The sequence below is a fragment of the Bradyrhizobium sp. STM 3566 genome, assembly GCF_045571445.1.
GTDB lineage: Bacteria > Pseudomonadota > Alphaproteobacteria > Rhizobiales > Xanthobacteraceae > Bradyrhizobium > Bradyrhizobium vignae.
In genome coordinates, this window is the sequence record NZ_CP120692.1 from 6,116,485 (window position 1) to 6,141,424 (window position 24,940).

A 24,940-nucleotide genomic window follows, 5' to 3' on the forward strand; every position below is an offset into this window, starting at 1 on the left:
TCCGCTTTGTGTGACCCACTACCCTCTACTCATGAGAAGACTTGAAGACGTGGCAAGCGTATTGCATTCCGCCGCTGCCCCCTGTGGTCCCTGATGGGATTGGCAAAATTAACGAGCGTGTTTTGATTGCAAGCACTCGGACTACATTAGGCGATATTGAGGATTCGCTCCAGTCGCGCGACTTCGTCCCGCAACATTTCGATAGCCGCGTCGCGATTGTCCGAGACATTCCAGGCGGTGTGGACTGGCGCTTCAGCGTGAGACGAGGCCGATAACGCTCCCCTCTTTGCTGTCTGGAAACCCACCACGTCCGAAATATCCGCCGATAGCGTTCAGTTACCTCCTCTCCCGTGTCCATAACTCCGGCTTTTCGGGCGTGTAGCAGTTCCTCCTCATATCCGAGTTCTAGAAAAAGCTCGGCGCCGACCAGATTGGTCATTGTTTGCATCTCTTCGACGCTCAATTGAGATCGCCATGCCTCAACAGAGCCTTGGTCGATGGTGGTTCGCTCTAGTATTTTTCGGTCTCCGAAGCTGCTGGTTCGGAGATAATCTGCTTGTTTCATGTACGCAGATGTGAAAGCCGCTGGATCACACTCGAGCGCCGCCAGCAGCCGCCGAACTTCCTCGTCAGGGTGCGCCACGAGCATTTCGTATTGCACCACGTGTGTCTGCGGGCGAGTGCGGTGCGCAGCTAACCTAGGAAGGCCCAGAACTAAATCGGCAAGGGAGGATATGATCACGTCGGGCATGCGGAGCATGAGATCGACGATACTGGAGACGCTAATAGTATGCGAGCTTTCTGCCCGCAGCGGGATGCCCCACGTAGATTTCAAGGAAGCGGCGATTGCATAGGGGATTGCGCATCAGAAGGATATGCGGCGCTTCTGGGTAGACCGAATCGAGAAACTCAAGAGCCGTCCAATATCGTGGTGTCTTGTCTAAGATGATCCGCTTGCCCGCTTCTGCGAGATACTGATCGTATGCTGCATCCGCAAAAGCGCGGCTGGCCGCCGTGCGATTTATCCGCCCCAAGAATTGAGAGGTCGCGGCCTCAATCAGTGCGCTCCCCGCCGGATGGCAAGAATCCACCCAGCCAAATGCTTCAAGCGCCAGCATTAACCAGGGCTCAGGGGGAGCCACAATGTCTGGATGATGCTGGAGCAAATGCGCCAGGAGTGTGGTTCCGGATCGTGGAAGACCGAGGAGAAAACACACCGCAGGTGAACGGCCAGAACGTCCGCTCATCGTTCAGACACTCGTGCTTGAAGAGAGCCCACCGTCGGCTTTAGCTCGACTGGGCGAAGCAAAGCCAGCCAGAGGAGCTCTTGAGAGCGGCTACTTCCGTACAAAGTCTGAAACCGACGACGATTCATACCCTCACGCCTTGGGAGTCGCTCAATCAATTGGGCCGGACTGCGGAAGACTTAACTGGCATCGCTTTGCTAATTGCTCGAGAGCTACACGAAATCAAGCGAGCGCTCAATTGCACGAACATTGATCGCCGATATGGGAAGGTTGGAAAGAACTATACGGAAGTTTGCCTGCGGCGAAGACGCCGTTCATATCGCGGATATCACACTTGGAAGGACCCAGCAATTCTGTCAAAGGGGAAGCGATCCCGACCCAACTTCCTGTGGCCCGTCCGCGGTCAATACACTTGATTATAGCTCCGGCCGGCTTGTCTTACACAAGCCTACTCCCCCAAACCGCACCGTGCATTTGGGTTAGCGGATCATGCAACGTTGCTCCTTACTTGACCAACGCGAAGAAGGGTTGGAATAACGGATCTGATCCAAAATTCAACTAGTGGTTCATCGCAGTGGTTTTGACGTTTTGATACCGAGCCATTCGAGGATGGGCAAGTTTTCGGGTGGCAGGAGGATCTCGATGCTTCGTGCGACGCCGGGCTGACGACGAATGAAGCCGTTGCGTTCGAGGGTGACGATCATCTGGTGGACTGACGGCGCGCTGACGCGGAAATGCCGCTGGATGTCAGCCTCGGCGGGCGGCTGTCCGAACATGTACGAGTAGGTATGGATGAAAGCGAGATAGTGTCCCTGCTTCTCGGTGAAGTGCGCGCCTGATTTTTGACTCATAGCTGGATTCGTCCCGGCCTCCGACAAGGAGGCGAAGCATGAATGTACGTTATCGGGTCGAATTGAGCCAAGCCGAGCGGGACGAACTGACGGCGATGCTCGGCGGCGGCACGCATTCCGCCCGCAAACTCAAACGGGCTCAGATTGTGCTGGCGGCCGATTCCGGCAGCTGCGACGCGGAGATTGCCCGAACCGTCCGGGTCAGCCTTTCCACCGTCGGCCGGACCACACGCCGCTTCGTAGAAGGCAATCTGGAGCGGGCCTTGAGTGAGGAGCCGCGTCCGGGCGCGGAACGCAAGCTGACAGGCAAGGAGGAGGCCCTGCTGGTGGCGACGGCATGCGCCAAGCCGCCCGCCGGCCGCAAACGCTGGACGCTGACATTGCTGGCCGACGCGATGGTCAAGCTCACCGGCCACGACAGCCTGTCAGGCGAGACCGTGCGTCGCCGGCTGGCCGAGAACGACCTCAAGCCATGGCGCCGGGATATGTGGTGCATTCCTCATGTCGACGACGAATACGTCGCCCGGATGGAGGATGTGCTCGATCTCTACGCCGAGGCGCCGGATCCCGAGCGGCCCCTGGTTTGCTTCGACGAGACCAGTCCAGCTGATCGGCGAGGTACGCCAGCCGATCCCTGCCCAACCGGGATAGCGCGAGCGCTACGATTACGAATATCGCCGCAACGGTACCGTCAATCTCTTCGTCACCTTCGATCCGCATCGCGGTTAGCGCAACGTCAAGGTTACAGACCACCGCGCCGCCGTGGACTACGCACAATGCATGCGCGAACTCGTCGACGTCCATTATCCCGATGCCCCCTGCATCCGTGTCGTGCAGGACAATCTGTCGATCCATACCGCCGGCGCACTGTATCAAGCATTTGCGCCTGCCGAGGCCCGTCGCATCCTGCGCCGCCTCGAATTCCACTACACCCCAAAACACGCCAGTTGGCTCAACATGGTCGAGTGCGAGATCAGCGTGCTGCAGCGCCAGTGTCTCGGCCGCCGCATCGACGATCCCAAAAGGCTTCGAAAAGAGATCGCAGCATGGCAACGGATGCGAAACAAGGCGCGAGACCGCATCAAATGGTTGTTCACAACCAACAAGGCCCGCGCCAAACTCGGTCGCGCCTATCCAGTTGCCACCAAAGAATCAAAACCACTGTGATGAACCACTAGATTATCCGATCAACAAGCGCTTAGCCGCAACTCTGCTGATGCAGACGAGATTGCTCGGGCGTTCATGGGTAAAGCTAGTCTCGGCAAATTTCTGTGGCGCTGAGGGCAGCCTGCAAGCCGCCCTACCGCGCCATTGCCGGCGTCACCCAACGCTATCGCTGATGTCCGAGTCCAATTCCGAGGTTTAGGGCCTTCTGGCGGAGCGCACCGACGCTCCGTTTGGTCATCTTTGCAATTTTGACTACCGGCGTTCTGGCCTTCGAATGGACTTTGAGCTCCTTGATATCTGCTTTCGTCCACTCGCGTCGCTTAACGCGTTTCTTGGTTGCTTTTTTCACGATGTATGCTCCTTTTGAGAGGCGTGGCTTGTAACACGGTTTTCTCTGCGAGACGATCTGACCTGCCCCTGCGTATTTCCTCCAGATGGAGTTAGAGTCCGGCCCGAAGAAGGACGGACAGATGAAGCGAGCAAGGTTCACGGAAGAGCAGATTATCGCAGTGTTGAAGGAGCATGAGGCTGGGGCAAAGACGGCCGACCTGGCTCGCAAGCACGGGGTCTCGGAAGCAACGATCTACAATTGGAAGGCCAAATTCGGCGGCATGGACGTTTCAGAGGCGAAGCGGCTGAGGGCGCTGGAGGACGAGAACGCGAAGCTGAAGAAGCTTCTAGCCGAGCAGATGCTCGACGCCGCCGCCCTTCGCGAGCTTCTTTCAAAAAAATGGTAGGGCCCGCCGCCAAGCGCGCTGCGGTCGCGCATCTGCAGGCCGTCATGAGCCTGTCGGAGCGGCGGGCCTGTTCGATTGTCGGAGCGGATCGGAAGATGATCCGCTATCGCTCCAGCCGTCCTCCGGACGCGACTCTCCGTGGCCGGCTGCGTGACCTTGCCAACGAGCGGCGGCGTTTCGGCTACCGCCGGCTGTTCGTGCTGCTGCGGCGGGAGGGTGAGCCATCGGGGATCAACCGGATCTACCGGCTTTATCGGGAAGAAGGGCTCACCGTCCGCAAGCGGCGGGCTCGCCGCAAGGCCGTGGGGACCCGTGCCCCGATCCTAGTCGAGGCGATGCCCAACGCGCGCTGGTCGCTGGATTTCGTCCACGACCAATTCGCCAACGGTCGGCGCTTCCGCATCCTCAACATCGTCGACGACGTCACCAAGGAATGTCTGGGCGCCATTCCGGATACGTCGATCTCAGGACGACGCGTCGCTCGCGAACTGACGGCCGTCGTCCAACGACGCGGCAAGCCAGGAATGATCGTGTCCGACCACGGCACCGAGTTCACCTGCAATGCCATGCTCGCCTGGTGCAGGGACGCAGCTATCGACTGGCACTTCATTGCACCGGGAAAGCCGATGCAGAACGGCTTCGTCGAGAGTTTCAACGGCCGGATGCGTGACGAGCTGCTCAACGAGACTCTCTTCTTCGATCTCGACCATGCCCGCGCCAAGATCGCCAATTGGGTTGCCGACTACAATCTTCAGCGGCCTCACTCGTCGCTGAAATACATGACCCCCGCGGCTTATGCCGCCCACCTCACCGCAACGGACGATCGGCTACGCAACCCCGACCAGCTCCGCCGATCGTCCGTTGCTCCAACCGCGCCACTTGGCGTACAAAGCTCCGAGACTCTAACCGCTGCCGGATGAAAATTCAGTGGCAGGTCAGATCGTAAAAAGACGTCGACATAGGCTGTCACGCCTACATATAGTCTCGATCATGAGTCGAAAGCGTCCGGATCTAATGAAGCTCTGGAACTGTAAACTTCGTACGGCCGCGGCGCTGAGAGATTCGTTATTTGAATGCCTCCCAATCGACTTATTACTGTTCGAATCTAAGCATGAAGACCGACACGTTCCGGAATGAACGTCGCTATGAAGCTGAACAGCTCCAACCTGGGACGTTCGGAGCGCGAACGGAACGTCGCTGTGTTTGAAGGTCCGGCGATGATTGCTTATTGGGGCCGCAGAGGTGAGGGGCACGAAACCCCCTGGCTTTGATTCTGTGCCTTTTGTAAAGTTCGCCTTTGCAACGCATATAACGAGAAGACCGTAGCTGCTCGATAGGCCCGACTGAAGTGATGAATACCGGTAAAGCTGACGCCTGCTGACACCACTAAACTAAATGCTTGCTGGTCGAGCTCGATCGGCAGCATGCAGCCCAGCTGCAAGTGATCGCGCCATGCGCGGTTGAGAAGATGTATTGCTGAATGAGCCACACTATCCTTCAACAATGCTAAAGCCGTATAAATGGGCTTCGTGCGGAAGCCAGATCCCGGTCAGGACACCGAACGCTCACAAGACAGGCAGAGGCCTCGCTAGGTGACGCCTCCAACAAATCGACAGGTTCTACCTCAAGGGCCTTTAACTCATGTCTGAACATGATGCGTTCGGCGAGAATCAGATTCGGCCGATCTTCTCGATCAGGTAATGTGCACGCTGACCCGAGAATTTCCATCATTGAGTTTCAATTGAGCAAACTGCTGGTCGCCTCGAACCACGTCATCACACCAGAGACGGCCCTAAATCGAACCTCGCGATCTAGGCGAAGTACATCACAATCAATCGGCAAGATAATGAGCCACGAGCCTTTAAGCCGATGGCGGCTTACCTACGCTCAATCGCTTGCGGGGCGCCTTTTGCCCACGTTCATTCCTAGCTGCAAAGTCAAAGGAGGCGGCTGATCAGTTATCGGCTCTTGCGCGTTCTCTCGCCAGACCTCAGCTTGCATGACAGTCCGATCTAGCTGTTCGAGTGTCTCAAGATATTTTCTTCCCTCCTCGCTGATGATCCAACATCCAGCCTCCCGCTCGATCAACCTCTGGCCAAAAATATCGAGTTGGGGTGCGCGGCTTGCGATGCGCTTCATACGAGCCGGCCACTCCGGGCCGCTGCTATAATAGATAGCCAAATGCTGCTTAACGACTTCGATGCTCGCCCGACCGTGTGGCTGGCCGGCAAGTATTTTCAGAATGGACAGTTGAAAACTCACGCGCTCGCCATCGACTCAAATAAACTCTCCATATTAATGAACTTGAGGTAAGCTCTTGAGCCGCGCGCAGCCTTTCAAAAGAAGTCGTCTTCCTCAAGTCCTTAATGCACGACAACCGCTTGCTTCCGGTGCGATAACCAACGCTTTGGACGGTATCTGAGACACCCTCCCCAGAGTGTTCCGAAGAACGATGCAGCATGGGGGTGCCGTCTAAGAGTGTGTCACGGTCTCAACTGTCGGCTTCCGCCGATTTGGGATCAGACGACGTCGGTGGTAGCCTCGCTGTTGCACATCATGTCGAATGACGTCGCTCACGGAACGAACCGCCCGCTTCTTTCGCTTCCAATTCCCGCCCAATCCCGCGGGGATCGCAAAGCCTCTCGGGACGACCAAGAGATGTCTTCGATTCAGATAGATATCGAACATATCGTCTCTCTTTTGACACGAGCGTAGATCGCTCATTCACTCATTTGGTGACATCGAAGCAACAGTCTTCTTTAAAGTCGCTGGACAGCCAAAGGATGCTCCACGGTGGGGCAAAATGTAAGCACTCACGTCCCACCTACGTCTGCTGAGAGCGCAATCGAAACGAGCTGTGATGCGCAGAACGCATCGGAGGCCTCAGCTAATTGGTGGCCCTGTTGAGCAGGCCCTACGATTTTTTGCAGCTAGCAACTACTCCATGGATCATATGCCTGATCAGGATTAGCGACCCAATCTTCGCCATCGGCCCCAACAACGGTGTCGCGATCGTCGCGCCAGAAACTGACGAATACGTGTACGTCGGCAGTCGAAATAATCCTCTGGGCCACCTTCGACCACTGTGTCGCGCGTAAAGCAATGGAATCCCCCACCAAAGATCCGCGGACCGGGACGACTTGAAGGCGTTTCTATTCAAGGATCGAGCCAGCTCGGGGGAGCAGGCTGAGCGGCCCCCCCCCCAGTAGGGCTATCGCATATGGGCGAGGGCGGAGAGAAGGAAGTCATTATTCCATCTGGCTTGGAGCATTTTGTGGCTGATGCGGGCAGGACCGGGCGTTGCCTGCAGGGTATTGATGGCCAGCTTGCGGATGAGGGCGAGATTTTCGGCGGCGTGATCTTTGCGGCTGCGGCAGGCATCTTCGTCGAACAGAACGTCGAGAACCCAGTGCAGGTTGTTCTCGATGCTCCAGTGAGCACGCACGACCTCGAGCAGCTTTTTGGCCGACAGCAAGCGCGAGGCGAGGAAGTATCGGACCGTGTGCTTGACGGCCTTGCCAGAGTTGGCGCGCCAACTGTCGATGCGACCGACTGCGGCGATAGCGGGGAAGTCGTATTGCTTCGCCAACTGAGGAGCCGGCGCGACGATGGCCTGCCGGCGCTCGACGCGACCGTGGGCAGTGGCTCTTCGTTGACTCGCTCGCGCGGGCTTTCGGGCTGTATCGACCAACGTCTTGGCGGCCTTGAAGAGCCGGCCACGGTTACTCTTGATGGCCAACACGTAGTGCCCCTTCCGATCGAGGATGGCCTGCGCGGTATCGGGCCGGCAATGCAAGGCATCGGCGGTGACAAGAGCCCCGTCCAGATCGAGCAGCGCGAGAACTTCGAGAGCCCCGGCAACCTCGTTGCGGTTGGGAGCCTTTCTCTGAGCCAGCGCCATGCGAGTGCCTGCGGCCCAGACATTGACCATATGCAGCGGCGTGGCCTGCCGGCCCCGCGTGTAGGCCCCGCGCAGCGCCTTGCCGTCGATGCTGACCACCCCCTTGATGCCGAAGCTCTTGCTGAATTTGCGCAAAACCGCTTCCAGCCCCTTCGGATCCAGCGCACGGAAGACGTTGCTGAACGTATCGTGGCTCGGAATGCCGTGCCTGAGCTCCAGGAAGCGCCGCAACAGCTCCTCGCGGCCTTGGCCAAAGAACTCGAACTCGGTGCAGGTCTTGGCGCCAGCCAGCGTCGCCGCCAAGGCGATGACGAGGATCTCCACAAGATCATGTCGGGTGTTGCTGGCGCGCGGGTCCTTGAGCGGTCGAAACAGGCGCTTGAGCTTGCGCATTCAGGTCTCCCTCTGGAATCGAGAGACACCCAAAGAATCCAGTTCCAACCGCTTGGCAACACCCTGCCAGCACCATATGCGATTCCCCTACCCCCCCCCAGGGAGGCGGCATCGACATCGAGCGCTGCCTAGCACGCACGGTGTTCGCCGCCGGCGTCGTCACAAACGGTCTTGATAAACCGAACGCTAAATGAAGGCATGGTCTTCTCTCGATCTGGATTCGCCTGACCATTACTGCCACTTCGGGCGAGAGTTTTTGATCTGCCTCAATTAGCATCTAAAGGGGTTTGTCCGCTCCCCCAAGAACAGGCCGCGGGACTGAAGGTCCTGTTGCCTCGAAGGAGCGCGATCATCCTTGTCGAACCTGTCATATCGCCCGCTGCTTTGGGCCGATGGCCGGGGCCTCGTAGGCACCTCATGCAAAAACGGGGCTTTGACCGAGAAATGTCTCGGCCGGGCGTGTTCGGCTCGTAGCGTCCGGTCGAGTTCTGCCTAGATATCAGCTTCCATCTGCACAACCATTGGCGTGCGTTTGAGGACGAATTGCCTTTCCGGACTCTTTGATCGAACCATCGGCTATTCTCCCTCGGTCCGCAAAAATAACGCGACGCGTTTCATCGGCCGCCGTTCCATCCCCGGCCCATCAAGGGCCGGGTACTTTTGTCGGCGAAGGCTTGCCTCGACATTGTGGAGCGCGCAAAATGGCCACTAGCGAATTAACTTTGTCAACAACAGACCCAAGCTCGGGATCAATGGTTTTGCGGATAGGATGCAGCGCGCAGCTCGCGGGCGGCATCGACCATGTTGGCCAACGCGGGTCGCACTTCCTCCCATGTGCGCGTTTTTAGGCCGCAGTCCGGATTGACCCACAGCTGCGATTTCTGCAAACGCGCCAGAGCCAACACCATCAGCTCCTTCATTTCGCTCGTCCCGGGAACGCGTGGAGAGTGGATGTCGTACACACCCGGTCCAATTTGATTTGGATATCTATACTTTGTGAATGCGTCCCGCAGCTCCATTTTTAAGCGCGACGTTTCTATCGATATTACATCCGCATCCATTGCGGCGATCGCCGCTATGATGTCGTTGAACTCCGAGTAGCACATATGTGTATGGATTTGCGTGTGATCGCTAACGCCGGACGAGCCGATGCGGAAGCAATCTCCTGCCCAATCGAGATATGCGTTCCACTCCGATCGGCGCAATGGTTAGTACCTTCGCGGAGTTCGGGTTCGTCAATGTGGATCATGGCTGCACCGGCATCCTCGAGATCGCGGAATTCGTCTCGGATTGCGAGTGCAAGTTGACGACAGACCTCGCTTCTAGGAAGATCATCGCGAACAAACGACCAATTCAGGATTGTCACCGGTCCGGTCAACATCGTCTTCATTGGCTTTCTCGTTAGTGACTGCGCGTAGCGCCACCATTCCACGGCGATCAGCTTCGGCCGCACTACATCGTCCAACAGGATCGGGGGCCAAACGCAGCGCTAGCCATAGGACTGCACCCATCCATTGCTGGTCGATGCGAAGCCGGCGAGCGAAAACCGTGATAGCGAAGCACACGGTTCAAACCGTGGCAGTGGCGCTCCAGGCTCCGTCAGACATCCGCCCGAGATGCTCGCCTCTTCCGCTGCAGGATAAGGTGCCCAAGCTGCGGCCGATCAGCCGAATGGAAACATCGAAACACGCGCACGTCGGATAAGCGACAAGAAGGCACGAAAACCAGTACGTATTTCCGCCTATTGCTTTGGCATGAAGAATGCAATCCGTCAGCATGCCCAGACTGCTCCTGCTGGGCACGTCCATCAGCCAATTGAATGCTGTCGCTGACAGGGAAGTTAGTGGCACGTGACATAGGCCGCGTGCGCTTGCGGGAACAGCCTCATCGTGTCGTCGCTAAATCATTGCTCTCACTCAGAGCAGGTTCAAAGGCACGTGCTGCCTAAGTCTCTGGATGAAAGAGCGGGGCCGAGGCTATGAAGAGAAGGTTTGCAAGACGCCTGCTATGGATTTGTCTAGGTACATTTCTGATCTGCCTCGCCTGGCCAGCCATTAGCAGCCGTATTCGCTCGATCGACAGCCCCCTTATCGAGAGATTCAGGTCAGCTTGGGGGGCGCAAGATGGAGAGACGGTAGAACAAATCATCTCCAATGTCGCGAAGGTGGCACAGTTCGTCCCTCAAATGTGGGGCGTCGCTGAACTTGAACTTCGCGAAGACGACTTCGTTTTCATTTCGTGGACCAAGCACCAGAACAGAAACTCTGACGAACAGTACGTTATCGCCTGGAAAGTCGGGCTCGATGGTACGATTGAACTTGCGTCAACCTATGCGAAGCCGATGGAATTGGGCTGGCACGCGCTCGCACTCTCGTTGATCGCCAGTGAAGTCGTAGATGGCGAAAGGAACGCAAACCTTCGCTTTCTACATGATCTGTCCAACTTCAATTTTGTGACTACCTCCCAAGGCCGGCTCGGCGATCTTCTTCGGCAAGGCCGATGCACTATCGTTGAAGCTGTAGTTGATTACTTACCGAAGCCCAATGACAAGCCGACCCAGAAAGGTGATCTGTGGCGCGTTCTGCTGTTAGTAAACTGTAATATCCAAGGACCACGTTATTTTACGCACAAACGGGGTCATCACTTTCGAGAAGAGCGAAGGAAACAATGGGAGCCACAGTCCAGCTTTGCCAATCTTATTGCCAAATTCCCTCCTGGGTCCTGGTTTCAGCGCACCGAACCAGAGGAAGAGGAAGAGTAGGAGAGCGAAGGCCTCATTGAACGGTCGCGCACCGCAACATGCGCCGAAGCTCGCCCAGCCCCTAGCGCCGGGGCCAAAGCGAGACATCCGCGCCCTGCAATTGCGACGGTTAAGTCGCCTCTCCCGCCGCCTTCGCGCCGTCGCCAAAGGTTGGGCAGCATGATTTCGCCATCTTGCCGGCCGTATTAGTTTGCGAGATGCTTTCCGACCTGCCCTCCGCGCCGTGAGAGCGACCTGCTTCCCGGCGAACCAGCTCTCATGCATTCTTCGATGCGTGCCGGTGGAACACTAGACGGCGCTGGCACTTTGGTGCGCCCCGGAATATTGCCGCCAATCGTCATCACGACGCCAAATGTGCCGATCGTATGAGAAAAGCCAACCAGGGCGCGGCTTTAACAAACTCCAGTCGCGCCAGCGGCGCGCTCACGGCAACGAAGGCATGCAGCGGCGAAACGCGCCGGTTCGTTTCCGACGGGCAATCGCTCATCGCAACAAAGGCGTTACGGATCGGCTGCACGACCACCGGCAGCGCCGACAGGAGCGATCCGACCACGATTCCTGCGAAAGTAAAGGACAGCGTGCGCTCGTCCCAGAAAGACGCGATAATTCCACCCGGTCCGTGGGGGCCAAGCAAAACAACTACGCAAAAGCCGAGAGCCGTGGGCGGTAGCACCAGCGGCAAAACGATAAACGCGGCCACCGCCTCACTTGCGAGAGTCTTCGAAAGCGCCAACCACCAAGCGAGGGGCACTCCAACCGTGAGAAGGATCCCGGTCGTTACGCTGGCGAGCTCGATCGTGAGCGCAACAGATTGCGAAATCTCTCCCCAAACGACATCCATGTGCGTCAGCTCACAGCTCGGCGCAGGTCGCCGTATCGAGCAGCGATCTCCTGTACGCCGGTCTCACCTGGCGATGTGGCGCGAATCCCGTTTTGGTCGGGCCGGAGGTCGTCGCCGCGGCCAAATTCACACGCGCCTTGTCTGCGAGAAAGAGCAGCATCGCGAGCCTCATCGACAACCCCGGTGGCGAGTCCGGCTCGATTGATCTGACAACGGTCGCTTCTCTCTTGTCATCAGCAATTCTTGTGCCGCTTGCGAACCATGAGGTCTCTATCCCCATGTGAGAGGACTTCGCGTTCGTGCCGATGCCACTTTGGAGCGGACCTCACGACGCTCTGTCAGGGTTCTGGCATCTTTTTGTTCCTAAGCAGACGGCGACAGCCGCACAAGGAAGAATCGGAATTTTTCGCCCGAGGAGATGTTACTAAGAATGGTAGACGGTTCGCGCCGCGCAGGAGGCCTGCCGTATGGCAGCAACACACACGGTTCAGCTAAGAAATCGCCCTGGGCGGCTTCTGCGACTTAGCAAAAGGGTGCGAGGGCCCGCCAGCGAATGCCGCTTCTGACCGACTTGGCTAATGCGCGGCGTTGGCGCTCGTTGCAACAACGAGCTTCGCCGCTAGCCGCAACGCAGCTCATGCCAAGAATTTTTTCGCGCAACATAGTGCCTAAACCGGGTTTCCATACGGCAACTACATGCAATCCAAATAATCAATTTCGTCGATGCTGCTGCATCGATCTCAGCACTCCGCACCTACGGCCGGGAAGCTATGCTGTTATTTGTGCTCGACCTTGAGAACGTCGAGCTCATACCAGTCAGCCGGTGCCGCTGACGAAAGAAGAGTTGTCCGCCGCTAGTTAATCGGCCCCAGTTCGGACATCTGGTGCAGATCTTGCTTAAGGAAAATGGATAACGCAACTAAACGCCTGCCTTTAGATGGACGCGCCGGCTCCCGGAACTGCCTTCAATCGGACACGGCTAAAATGATGAGTCTCGTATGACGCTGTTGCCTCGCAACGACTCGGCGTCTCAGCGAGTATCTTCGGGAAGGAAGCGTCATGACTACCATGACAGCTGCGTCGCCTCTACGCGCGTCGCAAGTTTGGTATAAAATACTCTACGTCCAGGTGCTAATCGCAATCTTGATTGGCGCGGTGCTCGGCTGCCTTTGGCCGTCTGTCGCCACCAACGATTGGGTTAAGGCGCTCGGTGACGGGTTCATCAAGCTCATCAAGATGGTGATCGCGCCGATTATATTCTGCACCGTCGCATCTGGCATTGCTCATATTCAGGATGCAAAGAAAGTCGGGTCCGTCGGGGTCAAGGCGCTCTTCTATTTCGAGATTGTCTCCAGCTTTGCCTTACTGTTGGGCCTCGTTATGGGCAATCTGGTCCGAATTGGCCATGGCCTTGCGGTCAAGCCAGATGCTGCGGCGGTCGCCACTTACGTCAAGCAGGCGGAAGCCTCGAAGAGCGTCGACTTTATTCTCAACATCATTCCCGACAGTGTGGTCGGCGCCTTCGCTCGCGGCGATGTTCTGCAAGTTCTCCTTTTCGCGATCCTTTTCGGCTTCTCGCTAATGGCGCTGGGAAAGCGGGGGGAGCGTCTGCGCGGCATGATTGACGACGTCGCGCACGCGGCGTTCGGGGTGATCGCAATCATAATGAAAGCGGCCCCGATCGGTGCCTTCGGCGCCATGGCTTTCACGGTCGGCAAGTTCGGGCCCGGAGCACTCGGCAATCTCATCGGTCTGATCGCGCTATTCTACGTGACGGCTGCGCTATTTGTGTTGGTGGTGCTTGGTCTAATCGCCCGCCTCGTCGGCTTTTCGATATTCAAGTTCCTTGTCTATATCAAGGACGAGATTCTAATCGTGCTCGGCACTTCGTCCTCCGAAAGCGCGCTGCCGCAATTGATGGAGAAGCTCGAGCGGCTAGGCTGCTCTAAGCCGGTAGTCGGGCTGGTGGTGCAACTGGCTACTCCTTTAACCTCGACGGCACCAATATCTATATGACACTTGCAACATTGTTCATTGCCCACGCACTCGGCGTCGATCTCACATTCGGCCAGCAGCTCACGATCTTGCTCGTCGCAATGCTAACGTCGAAGGGAGCCAGCGGCGTCACCGGCGCAGGGTTCATAACGCTCGCTGCGACATTGTCGTGGTAAACCCAGCTCTGGTGCCCGGCATGGCAATCGTGTTTTCGATCGACAAGTTCATGAGCGAGGTGCGCGCCCTTACCAACATCATCGGCAATGGCATCGCGTGCGTGTTCGTATCCTGGTGGGAAGGCGAGCTCGATCACGCAATGCTGCAGTCTCGGCTCAACCAGCCTAACGTTTCCACTACCAGCTACACGACAAGCACAACGAGGTAGGTTCCGGAACTTATCCGCCGCCCATCCGACACGAACTTTATCCCGTGCGCTCCCCGCGTACAGCCCTCCTCAGCACCGCTGCCAGGCAGCTTCTCCTAGAGGCAGGCGAGCAAAGGAGTAGAGACTCCTTTCGGGGCTTCTCTTTCGCGGTCAGTGGCTACCGGCGGTGCAATACTTAGGGAGCGTTTGCCGAACCAGATGAAGAGTGATTTCCCGCATAGCGAACTGGGTATTGCTCCGTCGACCAATACCCATATAGGCGGTTTCCTCATGCGAGTGAGGACGTTGCAGGGATCCTGCGACTCGTCATCGCCATTGCTATGCGCGCTGCGTCATCAAGTTAGCGGTCGATCCGCTTGGATTAGATGGCACTCGACGGAGCAGTGGCGGATCATATACGGCTGGTTCGGCGCAGGCGCTCGATTCCAGCGACACCAGTTGGAGACGAATCTTTTGCGACTAGCCGTGATGGCCTGATCCGATAGGTAGCACTCGCGTAACTCCGGCATCTGAACTTGCACTTCCTCGTGGAAACGGCCTTGCCGGGGAGGTCAGTGGTTCGGGAGTACGCAGCGGGTGTAGAGGGTGCATCGGCCAAGCGATCGAGCGACTGCGCCGAATGGCTACCGGCGGGGGCGCAAAGCAGACATTTCAGCCTCGCCGGCAGGCCAGTGACAGCTCATCGAAAAGTTTAGGACAATTATACGTATGTTTATAATGCGTTTTTTCCCCGCGCGTGCTGAGTTCGGCCGCAGGTGACCAATCTCGCACACGCTAAACCCAAGCGTTGAAGATTGCCCCAATTTTGCCGAAAATGCTATAGCTCTCGCCGGAGAACAGGCCGGACGGTCTTAAAATGTTTGTCCAGATCAGGAGTCTTAAACGTTCAGCCCCGCAGTTCATCTTCGGCGGCATGACGCTAGGCGCGGTTACATTGATATGCGTATACCTTCAGGCGCATTTTGCCGCGGCGGCGTTCGTCTATATGTTAGTAGTATTGCTGTTTTCGTTAATGGGCATCTTCATCGCGTCATCCGCGCTTTGCGTCGCAGCGATCGCTGTTCTCGCGTACTACTTTGCGCCGCCGGCGTTCAGTCTGCGTTTCGATGACCCCCACGATCTTCCAGTAGTCGTTGCATTTTTTGTTGTCTCCATTGCGGGAACGTACCTGATGGGGAAGCTCCGCCAGGAACGAGAGGCTGCGCGTGTGGCTGCGGCCCAACTTCAGCGGAGTGCGGCGGATTTGGAGGATCGCGAAGAACTTTGGCGCGCGATCTTCGAGCACAACCCGGCCATGTACGTCATGGTCGATGAAGCCGGTACTATCCTCAACGTCAATACGCTTGGCGCGACACAACTCGGCTATACTCGTGCCGAACTGATCGGCCGATCCGTGCTGGACGTATTTCTCGAGGAGGATCGCGCGTTCGCTCGCGAATGCGTTCGGAGCTGCCTTGAGAATGTCGGACAAGCGCGCACGTGGGATGCCCAGAAAGTCAGGAAGGACCGCTCGGTCTTGTGGGTGCGTGAAAACGCCAAAGCCATGCTCTGGGCGGATCAGCGGCCCATTGTCCTTATCGCCTGCGAAGATATCACGGACCGAAGGCGGACCGAACTTGCGCTGCAGCGGAGCGAAGCCCATTTGGCCCGGGCGCAGGAGTTGAGTCACACAGGTAGCTTCAGCTGGAACACAACTACCTGTGAGGCTTTCTGGTCAAACGAAACATTTCGCATTTTCCAATTGGATTCTCAGACGGTGCGACCCGGGCCGCAGCTCGTCGTTGAGCGCACTCATCCAGATGATAGGGCTTCGGTAAGAGAAATTATCGATCGCGCGATGCGAGACCAGAGCGACTTCGAGCACGAATACCGGCTTCTGCTACCGGACGGCTCGATTAAGCACATTCATGCGCAGGCACGTGCCACGCGAACCGCCTCTGGCGAGATTGAGTTTGTTGGCGCAGCCACCGATGTTACGGCAGCGAGGACAGCAGAACAGCAGTTGCGCCGCAGCGAGGCCTATCTGGCAGAGGCCCAGCATCTCACTCACACAGGAAGCTGGGCCTGGGATGTCCACGGTCTAGATTTCGTGTATCGCTCCGCCGAGGTCGATCGTCTGTTTGCCTTTAGCCCACAAGAGCCGGTATCGATCGAGACCATTCGATCACGCATCCATCCGGACGACCTGCCGCGGCTGCAGGAGGTGCAGCGCCAAGCGATTGAACTTAAGGAGCGGCGGTTCGAATATGATTTTCGCATCCTTCTACCAGATGGCGGGATAAGACGCATACACTCCGTTGCGCAGGTGGTGATCGGCAGCGATGGTAACGCCCGCGAGCTGATCGGAACGCATATGGATGTGACCGAGCAACACGCAGCTAAGGAACGCCTGGAAAACACACTTGCCGCATTGCGTCAAAGCGAACAGCGCTTTCGCGACTACGCCGAAACAGCTTCCGACTGGCTCTGGGAGACCGGGCCGGATCACCAGGTCACTCACGTGTCTGAGCACACCAGCGCTGCGGGAATTTTGGCCACAGGATTGACAGGCCTCTTTCGCTGGGACATTGCGTGCGACCTCGAAGAGGAACCGGAGAAGTGGCGGCAGCATCGGGCGACATTGCAGGCGCACCAGCCATTTCGGGACCTCGTTTATCGTACGCAGAGTCGGTTTGGATCTCCAATATATGTCCGCACGAGTGGCAAGCCCTTTTTCGATGGAAATGGTACTTTCCTCGGCTACCGTGGCGTGAGCACTGACATTACCGCTACCATTCGTGCCGATCAAGCCGAACAAGAACTACGGAAAGCGCAAGCGGAGCTTGCACATGTGACGCGAGTAACAACGTTAGGAGAGCTGACAACCTCGATCGCCCACGAAATAAACCAGCCTCTCGCCGCTATTATCAACAACTCCGAGGCGTGCCTCGGCTGGATGGGTCGCGAGGCTCCTGATCTTGCCGCCGCGCGTTCCTCCGTCGAATGGATCATCGAAGATGCAATTCGGGCAAGCGAGGTGATCCGTCGCGTTCGCGCGCTCGCGAAGAAAGGTGAGATTGAGATGGTGCCGCTCGATATTAATGAGGTCGTTAAGGACGTCATTGCGCTGGTAACACGAGAGCTGGTGAGCCACCGGGTTAGGTTGCGAACCGAGTTGACGGCCGCGTTGCCTATGATCCTCGGTGATCGAATTCAGCTACAACAGGTCATCATTAACCTGGTGATGAACGGAATCGAGGCGATGGACGCAGTTACAGACCGGCCGCGCGAACTTCTGATTCATTCATCCAAGGACGATCTGGGACACGTGCAGCTCGCTGTGGCCGATTGCGGCGTCGGCGTAGCCGAGAAGCACGCGGACCACGTCCTGGATCCCTTCTTCACTACGAAGTCGACCGGCCTTGGAATGGGCCTTTCGATCTGCCGTTCGATCGTGGAAGCTCATGGAGGCCGGCTGTCAATGGTCCCCAAAAATGGACCCGGCGCGACCTTCCAGTTTACCCTGCCGCTGCATAAGGAGGCCGTGTCGTGACAGAACGACTTGATTCGCCAGGTGAAGGCGGCAATGCCGAGGCCTCGACGAAGGCGATCGTCTTTGTCGTTGAGGATGACATCTCCGTGCGCCGCTCGCTTACGAACCTTTTTAAACAGGTGGGGTTGGAGGTCATTGCGTTCGGATCGGCCCGGGAGATGCTGCAGAGCCAAATTCCGGACGTCACCAGCTGTCTAGTTCTTGATGTTCGACTGCCAGGCCTGAGCGGCCTTGACTACCAGACCGAGCTCGCCAGGTTGAACATACACATCCCGATCATTTTCATTACCGGCCATGGCGACATTCCCATGACTGTCAGGGCCATGAAGGGAGGTGCCGTCGATTTTCTCGGCAAGCCATTCCGCGATCAGGAGCTGCTTGATGCCGTGGTTGCGGCGACAGAACGCGATCGCAAGAGACGGGAAGCTCAGCGAACCGTCGCGAACCTGCAGTCGCTATTTGAGACCCTAAGCCCGCGAGAGCAGGCAGTGATGAGACTTGTCGCAGCCGGCCTGATGAACAAACAGATCGCCGCCGAACTCGGGCTCGCGGAGATTACCGTCAAAATCTATCGCGGACACGTAATGAAAAAAATGAGTGCCCGCTCGCTGGCCGACTTGATCAGGATGAGCGAGACGCTGGGACTTAGTGCCAATCGTCCTGAACAAACCCAAGTATGATTTTACAAGTCTATCACTTAAGCCCACTTTTCGCCGAAAGTGGCTAGCGCTTGACAGCCGCTGTACTGCGTTGGGAGGGCTCATCTTGTCCACGCCTTTGATTTCTGTTGTCGACGACGACGCCTCGGTCCGTGCGGCGACAGAAAACCTTTTGAAATCGCGTGGCTACGACGTGCAAATATTTTCGTCCGCCGAGGCACTCCTGCTGTCGCCGCAATTGGCCGAGACATCCTGTGTCATTACCGATGTGCAGATGTCGGCGATGAGCGGGCTGGATCTTTTGGCAGAGGTGCGAACACGTGGTTACGACGCACCGTTCATCTTCATTACAGCTTTCCCCGACGAGCGCGTGCGCGCCTCAGCTATGGACGCGGGAGCGATGGGATTTCTCGCCAAACCGCTTGGCGGGAAAGAGCTACTCAAGTGTCTCGACAACGCACTGAAGGCATATGGCGCTCGAGGCGGCATCTGATTCCAACCCGAGGCTTGACTTCATGTCTGACTAAAAAACACGTCAGAACGAAGATTCCCACCGCCAAGCATCGTTTCGCAGTTGGAACTGCAACTCGTCCTAAATAATTCCAGCTACCAACAATCTAGCCCCCACAAGAACGCGCATTCCTCGTCGACTGGGCTCCGTCGACGGAGAGCAGTTCCCGCTGATGAGCAACAGCTACCTATGCCCGACCACGGATGTTGCGACCCAATTTGAAATGAGGCCATCAGCATAAAGCCAGCCGGCCGAGCGTTTAGACGTCAGACCAATCGGGTTGACAGCCGCACTGGTCGATTGATGTGGGCCGCCGTGCGGCAGTTAGGCAGTTACGAGCGATTTCCCGGATTAAAAATTAGTTGTATTCCCACCCACAAACGACGCAACGCAACCCAAGCCGAGCGGCTCGAGCCCGAGACCTCTCGGCCTGGACAAAAACACTACAGCCTCATTCCACAGTGACCGATTTGCCGAGATTTTCGCGGCTGATCCACGTCCGCGCCCATGGCAACGGCGGTATGGTAAGCTAAGAGCTGGATCGGAATAGCGTAGACCATCTGCGTAAAGCTTGTGGCCATTGTCGGCAGCACGATGGTGCCGAGTGTGTCCACCGTCGCTTCCGAAGCCCCCTTCGCATCGGTGATCAGGACTATCTTGCCGCCCCGAGCGGCCACTTCTTGCATGTTCGAGACGGTCTTGTCGAAGATTTGGTCGTAAGGCGCGATCACGACTACCGGAATAGCCTCATCGATCGTAAGCGTAGCTCTGCAGCCCTTTTGAATGACGTACGCCTCCGATGGGGGCCGTCTTGCGTGAGGGGTGGTAATTCGCGAAGCGTGTGACCTTAAGTCTAGCTTTAAGGTCATCAGGCGATGCGGGTCGAGGTTTTGGGCGGGCTGGAGCGGCGGCGGCGTTGGTCGCAGGACGACAAGGCACGGATTGTCGAGGAGACGCTGGCACCGGGCGCGAAGGTAACTGAGGTTGCGCGGCGCAACGGAGTAGCGGCCAGCCTGGTGTTTACCTAGCGTCGACAAGCACGGACATCGGTATCCATTCGGCGTAGGCCGCAGGACTACCGCTTGAGCAGTCCAGGGTTCTCTTTGTAGAACCTGATCAGCTCGATGAGCTTTTCGATTCCGAAGTCGGTGAACGCCTGGACGCCGTCTTCTCCGACGCCATAGACCCAGATGACGCCGTCCTCGATTTCCATTTCGTTGGCGATGTCCCAGAGCCAATCTTCGTCTTCGCCGAGGTCTTTCGCGACCTGGGCGATGGTGGTGACGTGATGGACCTTGTTGACGTGCATGGTCATGCCGCTCGAGCGGAGATCGCTGATGCTGGCGTCCAATTCCAGGGCAGAAGTTCGTTCAGCCGATGAGCCGGATGGGCGGCGATGCGGGCGAGGATGTCGGTGAGCCAGGCCTGCGGGTCGATGCCGTTCATTTTCGCGGTGACGATGAGGCTGTACATAGCTGCGGCGCGCCGCCCTCCGCGATCAGATCCGCAGAACAGCCAGGACTTCCGTCCAAGAGCGATGCCTCGCAAGCCCCGCTCGGCGGCATTGTTGGAGAGACACACGCGTCCATCTTCCAGGAACCGCGTGAAGCTCGCCCATCGCTTCAGGATGTAGTTGAACGCCTTGGTCAGATCGTGGCCGCGAGACAGTTTAGCGAGCTGTTCGCGCATGTAGAGCTGAAGATCCTCGACCAGAGGCCGGCTCAGCGTCTGCCGAGCCTGAACGCGTTCCTCGGCACTCTTGCCATTGATGGAGCGCTCGATCTCGAACAGCGCATCGATCCGCCGCACGACCTCGATCGCAATCGGCGAGAGCGGGATCTCCTTCTTTCCGGCACCCTTGCGCCGCGCATTCTCTTCGATGTCAGCCATGGCAAAGAATGGGCGTCGTCCATGCGACCAGCAGGCAGCTTCCCGGATCGATCCAGGCTGGCGCCCGGCCAAATAGAGCTGGTTGTACCCATCATAGGCGTCGGCCTGCAGGATGCCGGCATACCGGGCCAGATGCGCCTGGGGATGCTCGCCCCTACGGTCGCGGGAGTAGTAGAACATCGCCGCCGGTGGCCCGGCGCCGCCAAACGGCCGGTCGTCCCGGACGTAGATCCAGCACCGTGCCGTATCGGTCTTGCCCTTGGCCAGCACCGGCACCGTCGTATCATCGGCATGCAGGCGCTCGGCCGCCATGACATGGGCTTCGATCAGGCGCAGCAGGGGGGCCAGCGACGCATTGACCGATCCCACGGCGTCCGCCATCGTCGACAGCGCGATCGGCACGCCTTCCAGCGCGTAGCGCTCAGCCTGGCGGTTCAAAGGCTGATGTTGGCCGAACTTCTCGAACATGATCATGGCCAACAGGCTTGGGCCGGCCCATCCCCGTGCGACGGCATGGAATGGCGCCGGCGCCTGGCTGATCTTCTCGCAGTCACGGCAGGAGAACTTCTCCCGGACCGTCTCGATCACCTTCCACTGGCGCGGCACCACTTCCAGCGTCCGCGTCACGTCCTCGCCGAGCTTGCGCCGACGATTGCCGCCACAGCACTCACAAGCCGTCGGCGGCTCGATCACCACTCGTTCGCGCGGCAAATGCTCAGGGAAGGTCTGGCGCTCGCGACGCTTGCGCGTAAATCCGCGCACCGTCGTCGCCTTGGCCACAGCGCGCTCTGCCGCCAGCTCGTCTTCAGTGGCGTCACTTTCCAACTCGTCGAACGTCAAGGCCAACTGCTCGATCAGGCGCGACGAACGCTCCGACCGCTGGCCGTAAATCTGATGTTTTAGTTTGGCAATTTGCAGATTCTGCTGGGCAATCAGCGCTTCGTCCTCAGACGCTTTCGCACGGGCGACCGCGAGCTCGGCGGCGATCTCCAACCCCTTCGCGCGCTCGGCTGCCAGCGCCGCCTTCAGGGCGGCAACGTCATCCGGAGCAGCGTCGCGATCCGCATTCATACGACGCAGTGAATCACAAATTGGACGCGATGGGATTCCCCAAAATGCAAGAAGCTACAGATTCTGCGCTCAGCCCGCGCTCTGCGGCCGCCAGCTCAGTTGGGGATTCCGCCAGTCGATGCCTTCGAGCATGTAAGCCATTTGCGCCGCCGAGATCGATATCGCGCCGTCCGACGCCGAGGGCCAGATGAACTTGCCGCGATCCAGGCGCTTGGCGTAGAGCGACATGCCAAGCCCGTCATGCCAGAGGATCTTGACCAAATCGCCGCGGCGCCCCCGGAAGATGTAGAGATCGCCAGCATGAGGATCGCGCTTCAGGCTCTCCTGGACCGCAAGCGCCAGGCTTTGCATCCCGCGGCGCATGTCGGTGTGGCCGGTGGCGATCCAGACCCTTACGCCGCTCGGGATCGGGATCATCGCCGTCTCAGAAGCTCAAGAACCCGCTGCAGCGCCTCAACGTCCACGTCGCGGTCAACGCGAACACGACAGCTGCCAAGCTCGATCTCGATAATGCCGGCCCTTGCACGTTGCGCAGGCGGTGAAGACACCGGTTCTGGCGCGCTACTCGAGATCGTAGCCGCCGCAGGCGTGATCTCCACTGGAACAAGCACCGGCGCGGCATCCCCGCTCAGCTTGCCTTCGCGCGCCAACCGGCGCCACGTGAACAGTTGGCTTGTCGACAGCCCGTTACGTCGCGCCGTCACCGACACCAGACGTGGCCCGCCATAGCTCTCGGTGACGATCCGCTGCTTTTCTTCCAATGTCCAACGGCGTCGAGCGCCCGTCGAGACGACTTCAAGTCGGGAAACCTTCGGCATAGGCATATGGTCAGTCATAAGCCTATGTCTTCATCGTCTATCAAACAGCGCAAGGCGGTCCTCGCCGGAGCGATACAGATGAGCAGTATTGCGCCTGAAAAGGGCGACAAACTTGCTGGCTGTGTACTCATTAAGCAGCTGTCCGCTTAATATCCGCTTGTCGCCTAACAGCGGCTAGAAAGCGGTGTCTCCGGAGCTCGCTGAACCGGCGAGCCGACGTTCTGAAGGCGCGTTCATATCGAATTCGCTCAGAACATGCCGAGCCAGCGCCAGTAGGTCGACGCGCAAATCACATAGACGATGCAAGCGAGCAGGCTGATCGGGACACCCACCTTTGGGAAGTCGAGGACAGTCAAGCGGCCCGTACCGTAGACGATGATATTCGGCAGCGTGTTGTAGAACATCAGCACCGGGTAACCACCGATGATCATGCCAGCCGGCAAGACGAGCACGCGCGGATCCACCTGAGCGGTCTCCGCGAGAGCCAACACGATCGGAATGATGCCCGTCGCCATAGCGGTTGTCCCGACGAAGAGCACATGCAGCAGCTGCAGGACGATCATGACAACAAGCAGCATGGCGAGCAGACCTGCCCCGCCCAAACCGAGTCCATGGAATATCGTCCCTGCAATCCAGTTTGCTGCGCCGGTCTTGATCAGCAGATCGCCGAGCGTGATGCCACCGCCACATATGAGGATGACTTGCCAGGAGATCTCGCGGCTGCATCATCACGCAGCTGGGTGTTCCTGCCGAAACAGGCAGCACTTGTCGGACGCGCGCTACTTGAGATGGATCAAAGGCGGAACAGGAGCATCGCGGCGACGCCGACTGTGAAGATTCTTGCCCCGAGCTAGCTCTTTGCCCATGCTCGAAATCTAACTTAGGGTGGGGCCGGTGTGCAATTCGTGCCATTCCCAAGCCAACTGATGGGGTGGATGGCCCCCTCTCGCGGCATCGAGTGCCATAATGGTGGTCGTCGAAGATCACCAGTAACGGGAGCCATCCATGGGCAATATTACAGCAATCGGTCTTGATCTGGCAAAGAACGTTTTCCAGGTGCACGCGGTCGATGAGGCGGGCAGCGTAGTCATGCGCAAGCGGCTGCGACGAGGCCAAGTTCTTGCTTTCTTTGCGGAGATTCCCTCGTGCCTCGTGGGGCTGGAGGCCTGCGCGACGGCGCATCATTGGGCGCGCGAGCTAACTGCGCTTGGCCATGTACCACGACTCATGCCGCCTACCTATGTGAAAGCCTATGTGAAGCGCAACAAGAACGACGTGGCCGATGCCGAGGCGATCTGCGAGGCGGTTAGACGTCCATCGATGCGCTTCGTACCGATAAAGACGACGGAGCAACAATCGGCCCTCATGATACATCGGGCTCGCGAGTTGCTGATCCGCCAGCGCACTATGCTAGTCAATGCCTTACGTGGGCACTTGGCCGAGTTCGGCCTTATCGAGGCGCAGGGGTTGCACAAAGTGGCGAAGCTGATTGCAATTGTCCTGGACGAGAAGGACAGGCGCATATCGGATATTGCCCGCCAGGTGCTGAAGATGATCGTCAGCCAAATCGAAGATACTCAAACCCGGATCGCTGGGCTCGAGAGGCAGATCCTAGCATGGCACAAGAACAACCCAGTCAGCCAACGACTGGCCACCATCCCGGGGATAGGGCCGATCATCGCCACCGCCATTGCAGCAACTGTTAGCGATCCAGGGGCATTCTGCAGCGGCAGAGACTTCGCCGCTTGGCTTGGGTTGGTGCCGCGACAAAACTCCACTGGTGGTAAAGCGCGTCTGGGCGGGATTAGCAAACGAGGTGACTGTTATCTCCGCCGCCTGCTCGTTAATAGCGCTCACACCGTGCTGCTCTGTTCGAAACAAGCCAAGACCGACCCTTGGCTAAGCTCCTTGCTCAGTCGAAAGCCAAGACTAGTTGCCGCAGTCGCCTTGGCCAATAAAACGGCACGTGTAGCTTGGGCGATTATGAGCAGACAGGAAACCTACCGAAATGCGACATTGGCGGCCTGACCTCTAAGGGGCGTACCGCCAGCTTGCGAGAGTGAAAACACGTGATGGCACAGTCGGTCACCCGACGGATCGAGAGAAACCTGACCGCCTCAGTGGCGTTCGAACCCGGCCAACTGATAAGGCCTCGATCCGCGGAATCCATCAAGGCCAGCG

21 protein-coding genes and 4 pseudogenes are annotated in these 24,940 nt (G+C 58.0%); 11 read left to right on the forward strand and 14 right to left on the reverse strand.

The window, feature by feature from the left end; translation table 11 throughout:
• Positions 1–25: 25 nt before the first annotated feature.
• The 3 genes from P6U27_RS29455 to P6U27_RS29465 form a co-directional block, all read right to left on the reverse strand.
• On the reverse strand, positions 26–760 hold the full coding sequence (locus tag P6U27_RS29455; protein WP_407192982.1) for a sulfotransferase domain-containing protein: 735 nt from the start codon (positions 758–760) through the stop codon (positions 26–28).
• Positions 761–782: 22 nt separating this feature from the next.
• Positions 783–1,247, reverse strand: a complete 465-nt coding sequence (locus tag P6U27_RS29460; protein ID WP_407192983.1) for a sulfotransferase family protein — start codon at positions 1,245–1,247, stop codon at positions 783–785.
• A gap of 566 nt (positions 1,248–1,813) precedes the next feature.
• Positions 1,814–2,098, reverse strand: a complete 285-nt coding sequence (locus P6U27_RS29465; RefSeq protein WP_407121602.1) for a LexA family protein — start codon at positions 2,096–2,098, stop codon at positions 1,814–1,816.
• 38 nt (positions 2,099–2,136) lie between these two features.
• Between P6U27_RS29465 and P6U27_RS29470 the strand changes: the two are divergent.
• From P6U27_RS29470 to P6U27_RS29480, 3 genes and pseudogenes are all read left to right on the forward strand, one after another.
• Positions 2,137–3,265 (forward strand): annotated as a pseudogene (locus tag P6U27_RS29470) (IS630 family transposase).
• Between the two features lie 470 nt (positions 3,266–3,735).
• Positions 3,736–3,888, forward strand: a pseudogene (locus P6U27_RS29475) (transposase); the annotation flags it as partial.
• Positions 3,855–4,922 carry an IS3 family transposase gene (locus P6U27_RS29480; RefSeq protein ID WP_407192984.1) on the forward strand — a complete coding sequence of 356 codons (1,068 nt, stop codon included), beginning with the start codon at positions 3,855–3,857 and terminating at the stop codon, positions 4,920–4,922. The pseudogene P6U27_RS29475 and the gene P6U27_RS29480, both read left to right, overlap by 34 nt.
• 967 nt (positions 4,923–5,889) lie before the next feature.
• On the opposite strand, the gene P6U27_RS29485 is transcribed toward P6U27_RS29480, so the two are convergent.
• The 4 genes from P6U27_RS29485 to P6U27_RS29500 form a co-directional block, all read right to left on the reverse strand.
• Entirely contained in the window at positions 5,890–6,264 is a 375-nt protein-coding gene (locus tag P6U27_RS29485) for a hypothetical protein (RefSeq protein ID WP_407121601.1), read from the reverse strand.
• A 949-nt stretch (positions 6,265–7,213) separates the two neighbouring features.
• Positions 7,214–8,296 (reverse strand): ISAs1 family transposase, encoded by a 1,083-nt coding sequence (locus P6U27_RS29490; RefSeq protein ID WP_407192985.1) that lies wholly within the window; start codon positions 8,294–8,296, stop codon positions 7,214–7,216.
• A 749-nt stretch (positions 8,297–9,045) separates the two neighbouring features.
• A complete protein-coding gene (locus tag P6U27_RS29495; protein ID WP_407192986.1) occupies positions 9,046–9,402 on the reverse strand; it encodes a hypothetical protein in 357 nt (118 codons plus the stop codon).
• Positions 9,372–9,749, reverse strand: a complete 378-nt coding sequence (locus P6U27_RS29500; RefSeq protein ID WP_407192987.1) for a hypothetical protein — start codon at positions 9,747–9,749, stop codon at positions 9,372–9,374. Before P6U27_RS29500 ends, P6U27_RS29495 begins: the two co-directional genes overlap by 31 nt.
• A gap of 525 nt (positions 9,750–10,274) precedes the next feature.
• Between P6U27_RS29500 and P6U27_RS29505 the strand changes: the two genes are divergently transcribed.
• Positions 10,275–11,057: a nodulate formation efficiency C protein gene (locus P6U27_RS29505; RefSeq protein ID WP_407121600.1), complete on the forward strand. Its 783-nt coding sequence runs from the start codon at positions 10,275–10,277 to the stop codon at positions 11,055–11,057.
• A 340-nt stretch (positions 11,058–11,397) separates the two neighbouring features.
• Here the strand turns inward: P6U27_RS29505 and P6U27_RS29510 are convergent, their stop codons facing one another.
• Positions 11,398–11,898: a molybdenum ABC transporter permease gene (locus tag P6U27_RS29510; protein WP_407121599.1), complete on the reverse strand. Its 501-nt coding sequence runs from the start codon at positions 11,896–11,898 to the stop codon at positions 11,398–11,400.
• Positions 11,899–12,957: 1,059 nt separating this feature from the next.
• On the opposite strand from P6U27_RS29510, the pseudogene dctA reads away from it, so the two are divergent.
• The 4 genes and pseudogenes from dctA to P6U27_RS29530 all read left to right on the forward strand — a co-directional run bounded on the left by dctA (position 12,958) and on the right by P6U27_RS29530 (position 18,962).
• Positions 12,958–14,278, forward strand: a pseudogene (dctA, locus tag P6U27_RS29515) (C4-dicarboxylate transporter DctA).
• Between the two features lie 856 nt (positions 14,279–15,134).
• A complete protein-coding gene (locus P6U27_RS29520) occupies positions 15,135–17,810 on the forward strand; it encodes a PAS domain S-box protein (protein WP_407121598.1) in 2,676 nt (891 codons plus the stop codon).
• Positions 17,807–18,490 carry a response regulator transcription factor gene (locus tag P6U27_RS29525; protein ID WP_407121597.1) on the forward strand — a complete coding sequence of 228 codons (684 nt, stop codon included), beginning with the start codon at positions 17,807–17,809 and terminating at the stop codon, positions 18,488–18,490. The genes P6U27_RS29520 and P6U27_RS29525 overlap by 4 nt, the downstream gene beginning before the upstream one ends.
• An 85-nt stretch (positions 18,491–18,575) precedes the next feature.
• Positions 18,576–18,962 carry a response regulator transcription factor gene (locus P6U27_RS29530; RefSeq protein WP_407121596.1) on the forward strand — a complete coding sequence of 129 codons (387 nt, stop codon included), beginning with the start codon at positions 18,576–18,578 and terminating at the stop codon, positions 18,960–18,962.
• A gap of 469 nt (positions 18,963–19,431) precedes the next feature.
• Here the strand turns inward: P6U27_RS29530 and P6U27_RS29535 are convergent.
• A pseudogene (locus P6U27_RS29535) lies at positions 19,432–19,735 on the reverse strand (SIS domain-containing protein); the annotation flags it as partial.
• 120 nt (positions 19,736–19,855) lie between these two features.
• On the opposite strand from P6U27_RS29535, the gene P6U27_RS29540 reads away from it, so the two are divergent.
• Entirely contained in the window at positions 19,856–20,008 is a 153-nt protein-coding gene (locus P6U27_RS29540; RefSeq protein WP_407121595.1) for a transposase, read from the forward strand.
• 47 nt (positions 20,009–20,055) lie between these two features.
• Here P6U27_RS29540 and P6U27_RS29545 read toward each other — a convergent pair whose 3' ends face one another.
• The 5 genes from P6U27_RS29545 to P6U27_RS29565 all read right to left on the reverse strand — a co-directional run bounded on the left by P6U27_RS29545 (position 20,056) and on the right by P6U27_RS29565 (position 23,418).
• Positions 20,056–20,295 carry a hypothetical protein gene (locus P6U27_RS29545; RefSeq protein ID WP_407121594.1) on the reverse strand — a complete coding sequence of 80 codons (240 nt, stop codon included), beginning with the start codon at positions 20,293–20,295 and terminating at the stop codon, positions 20,056–20,058.
• Complete coding sequence (gene tnpC, locus P6U27_RS29550; RefSeq protein ID WP_407192988.1) at positions 20,292–21,941, reverse strand: IS66 family transposase; 1,650 nt, start codon at positions 21,939–21,941, stop codon at positions 20,292–20,294. Before tnpC ends, P6U27_RS29545 begins: the two co-directional genes overlap by 4 nt.
• Before the next feature lie 69 nt (positions 21,942–22,010).
• The gene (tnpB, locus tag P6U27_RS29555; RefSeq protein ID WP_407121592.1) at positions 22,011–22,358 is read right to left on the reverse strand and encodes an IS66 family insertion sequence element accessory protein TnpB; all 348 of its coding nucleotides are present in this window, start codon (positions 22,356–22,358) and stop codon (positions 22,011–22,013) included.
• Positions 22,355–22,777 (reverse strand): IS66-like element accessory protein TnpA, encoded by a 423-nt coding sequence (gene tnpA / locus P6U27_RS29560; RefSeq protein ID WP_407121591.1) that lies wholly within the window; start codon positions 22,775–22,777, stop codon positions 22,355–22,357. Before tnpA ends, tnpB begins: the two co-directional genes overlap by 4 nt.
• 230 nt (positions 22,778–23,007) lie before the next feature.
• The gene (locus P6U27_RS29565; protein ID WP_407194496.1) at positions 23,008–23,418 is read right to left on the reverse strand and encodes an anion permease; all 411 of its coding nucleotides are present in this window, start codon (positions 23,416–23,418) and stop codon (positions 23,008–23,010) included.
• On the opposite strand from P6U27_RS29565, the gene P6U27_RS29570 reads away from it, so the two are divergent.
• On the forward strand, positions 23,299–23,613 hold the full coding sequence (locus tag P6U27_RS29570) for a hypothetical protein (RefSeq protein WP_407192989.1): 315 nt from the start codon (positions 23,299–23,301) through the stop codon (positions 23,611–23,613). The two genes, P6U27_RS29565 and P6U27_RS29570, sit on opposite strands and share 120 nt — an antisense overlap.
• 151 nt (positions 23,614–23,764) lie before the next feature.
• Complete coding sequence (locus P6U27_RS29575) at positions 23,765–24,787, forward strand: IS110 family transposase (protein WP_407121589.1); 1,023 nt, start codon at positions 23,765–23,767, stop codon at positions 24,785–24,787.
• Positions 24,788–24,940: the final 153 nt, after the last annotated feature.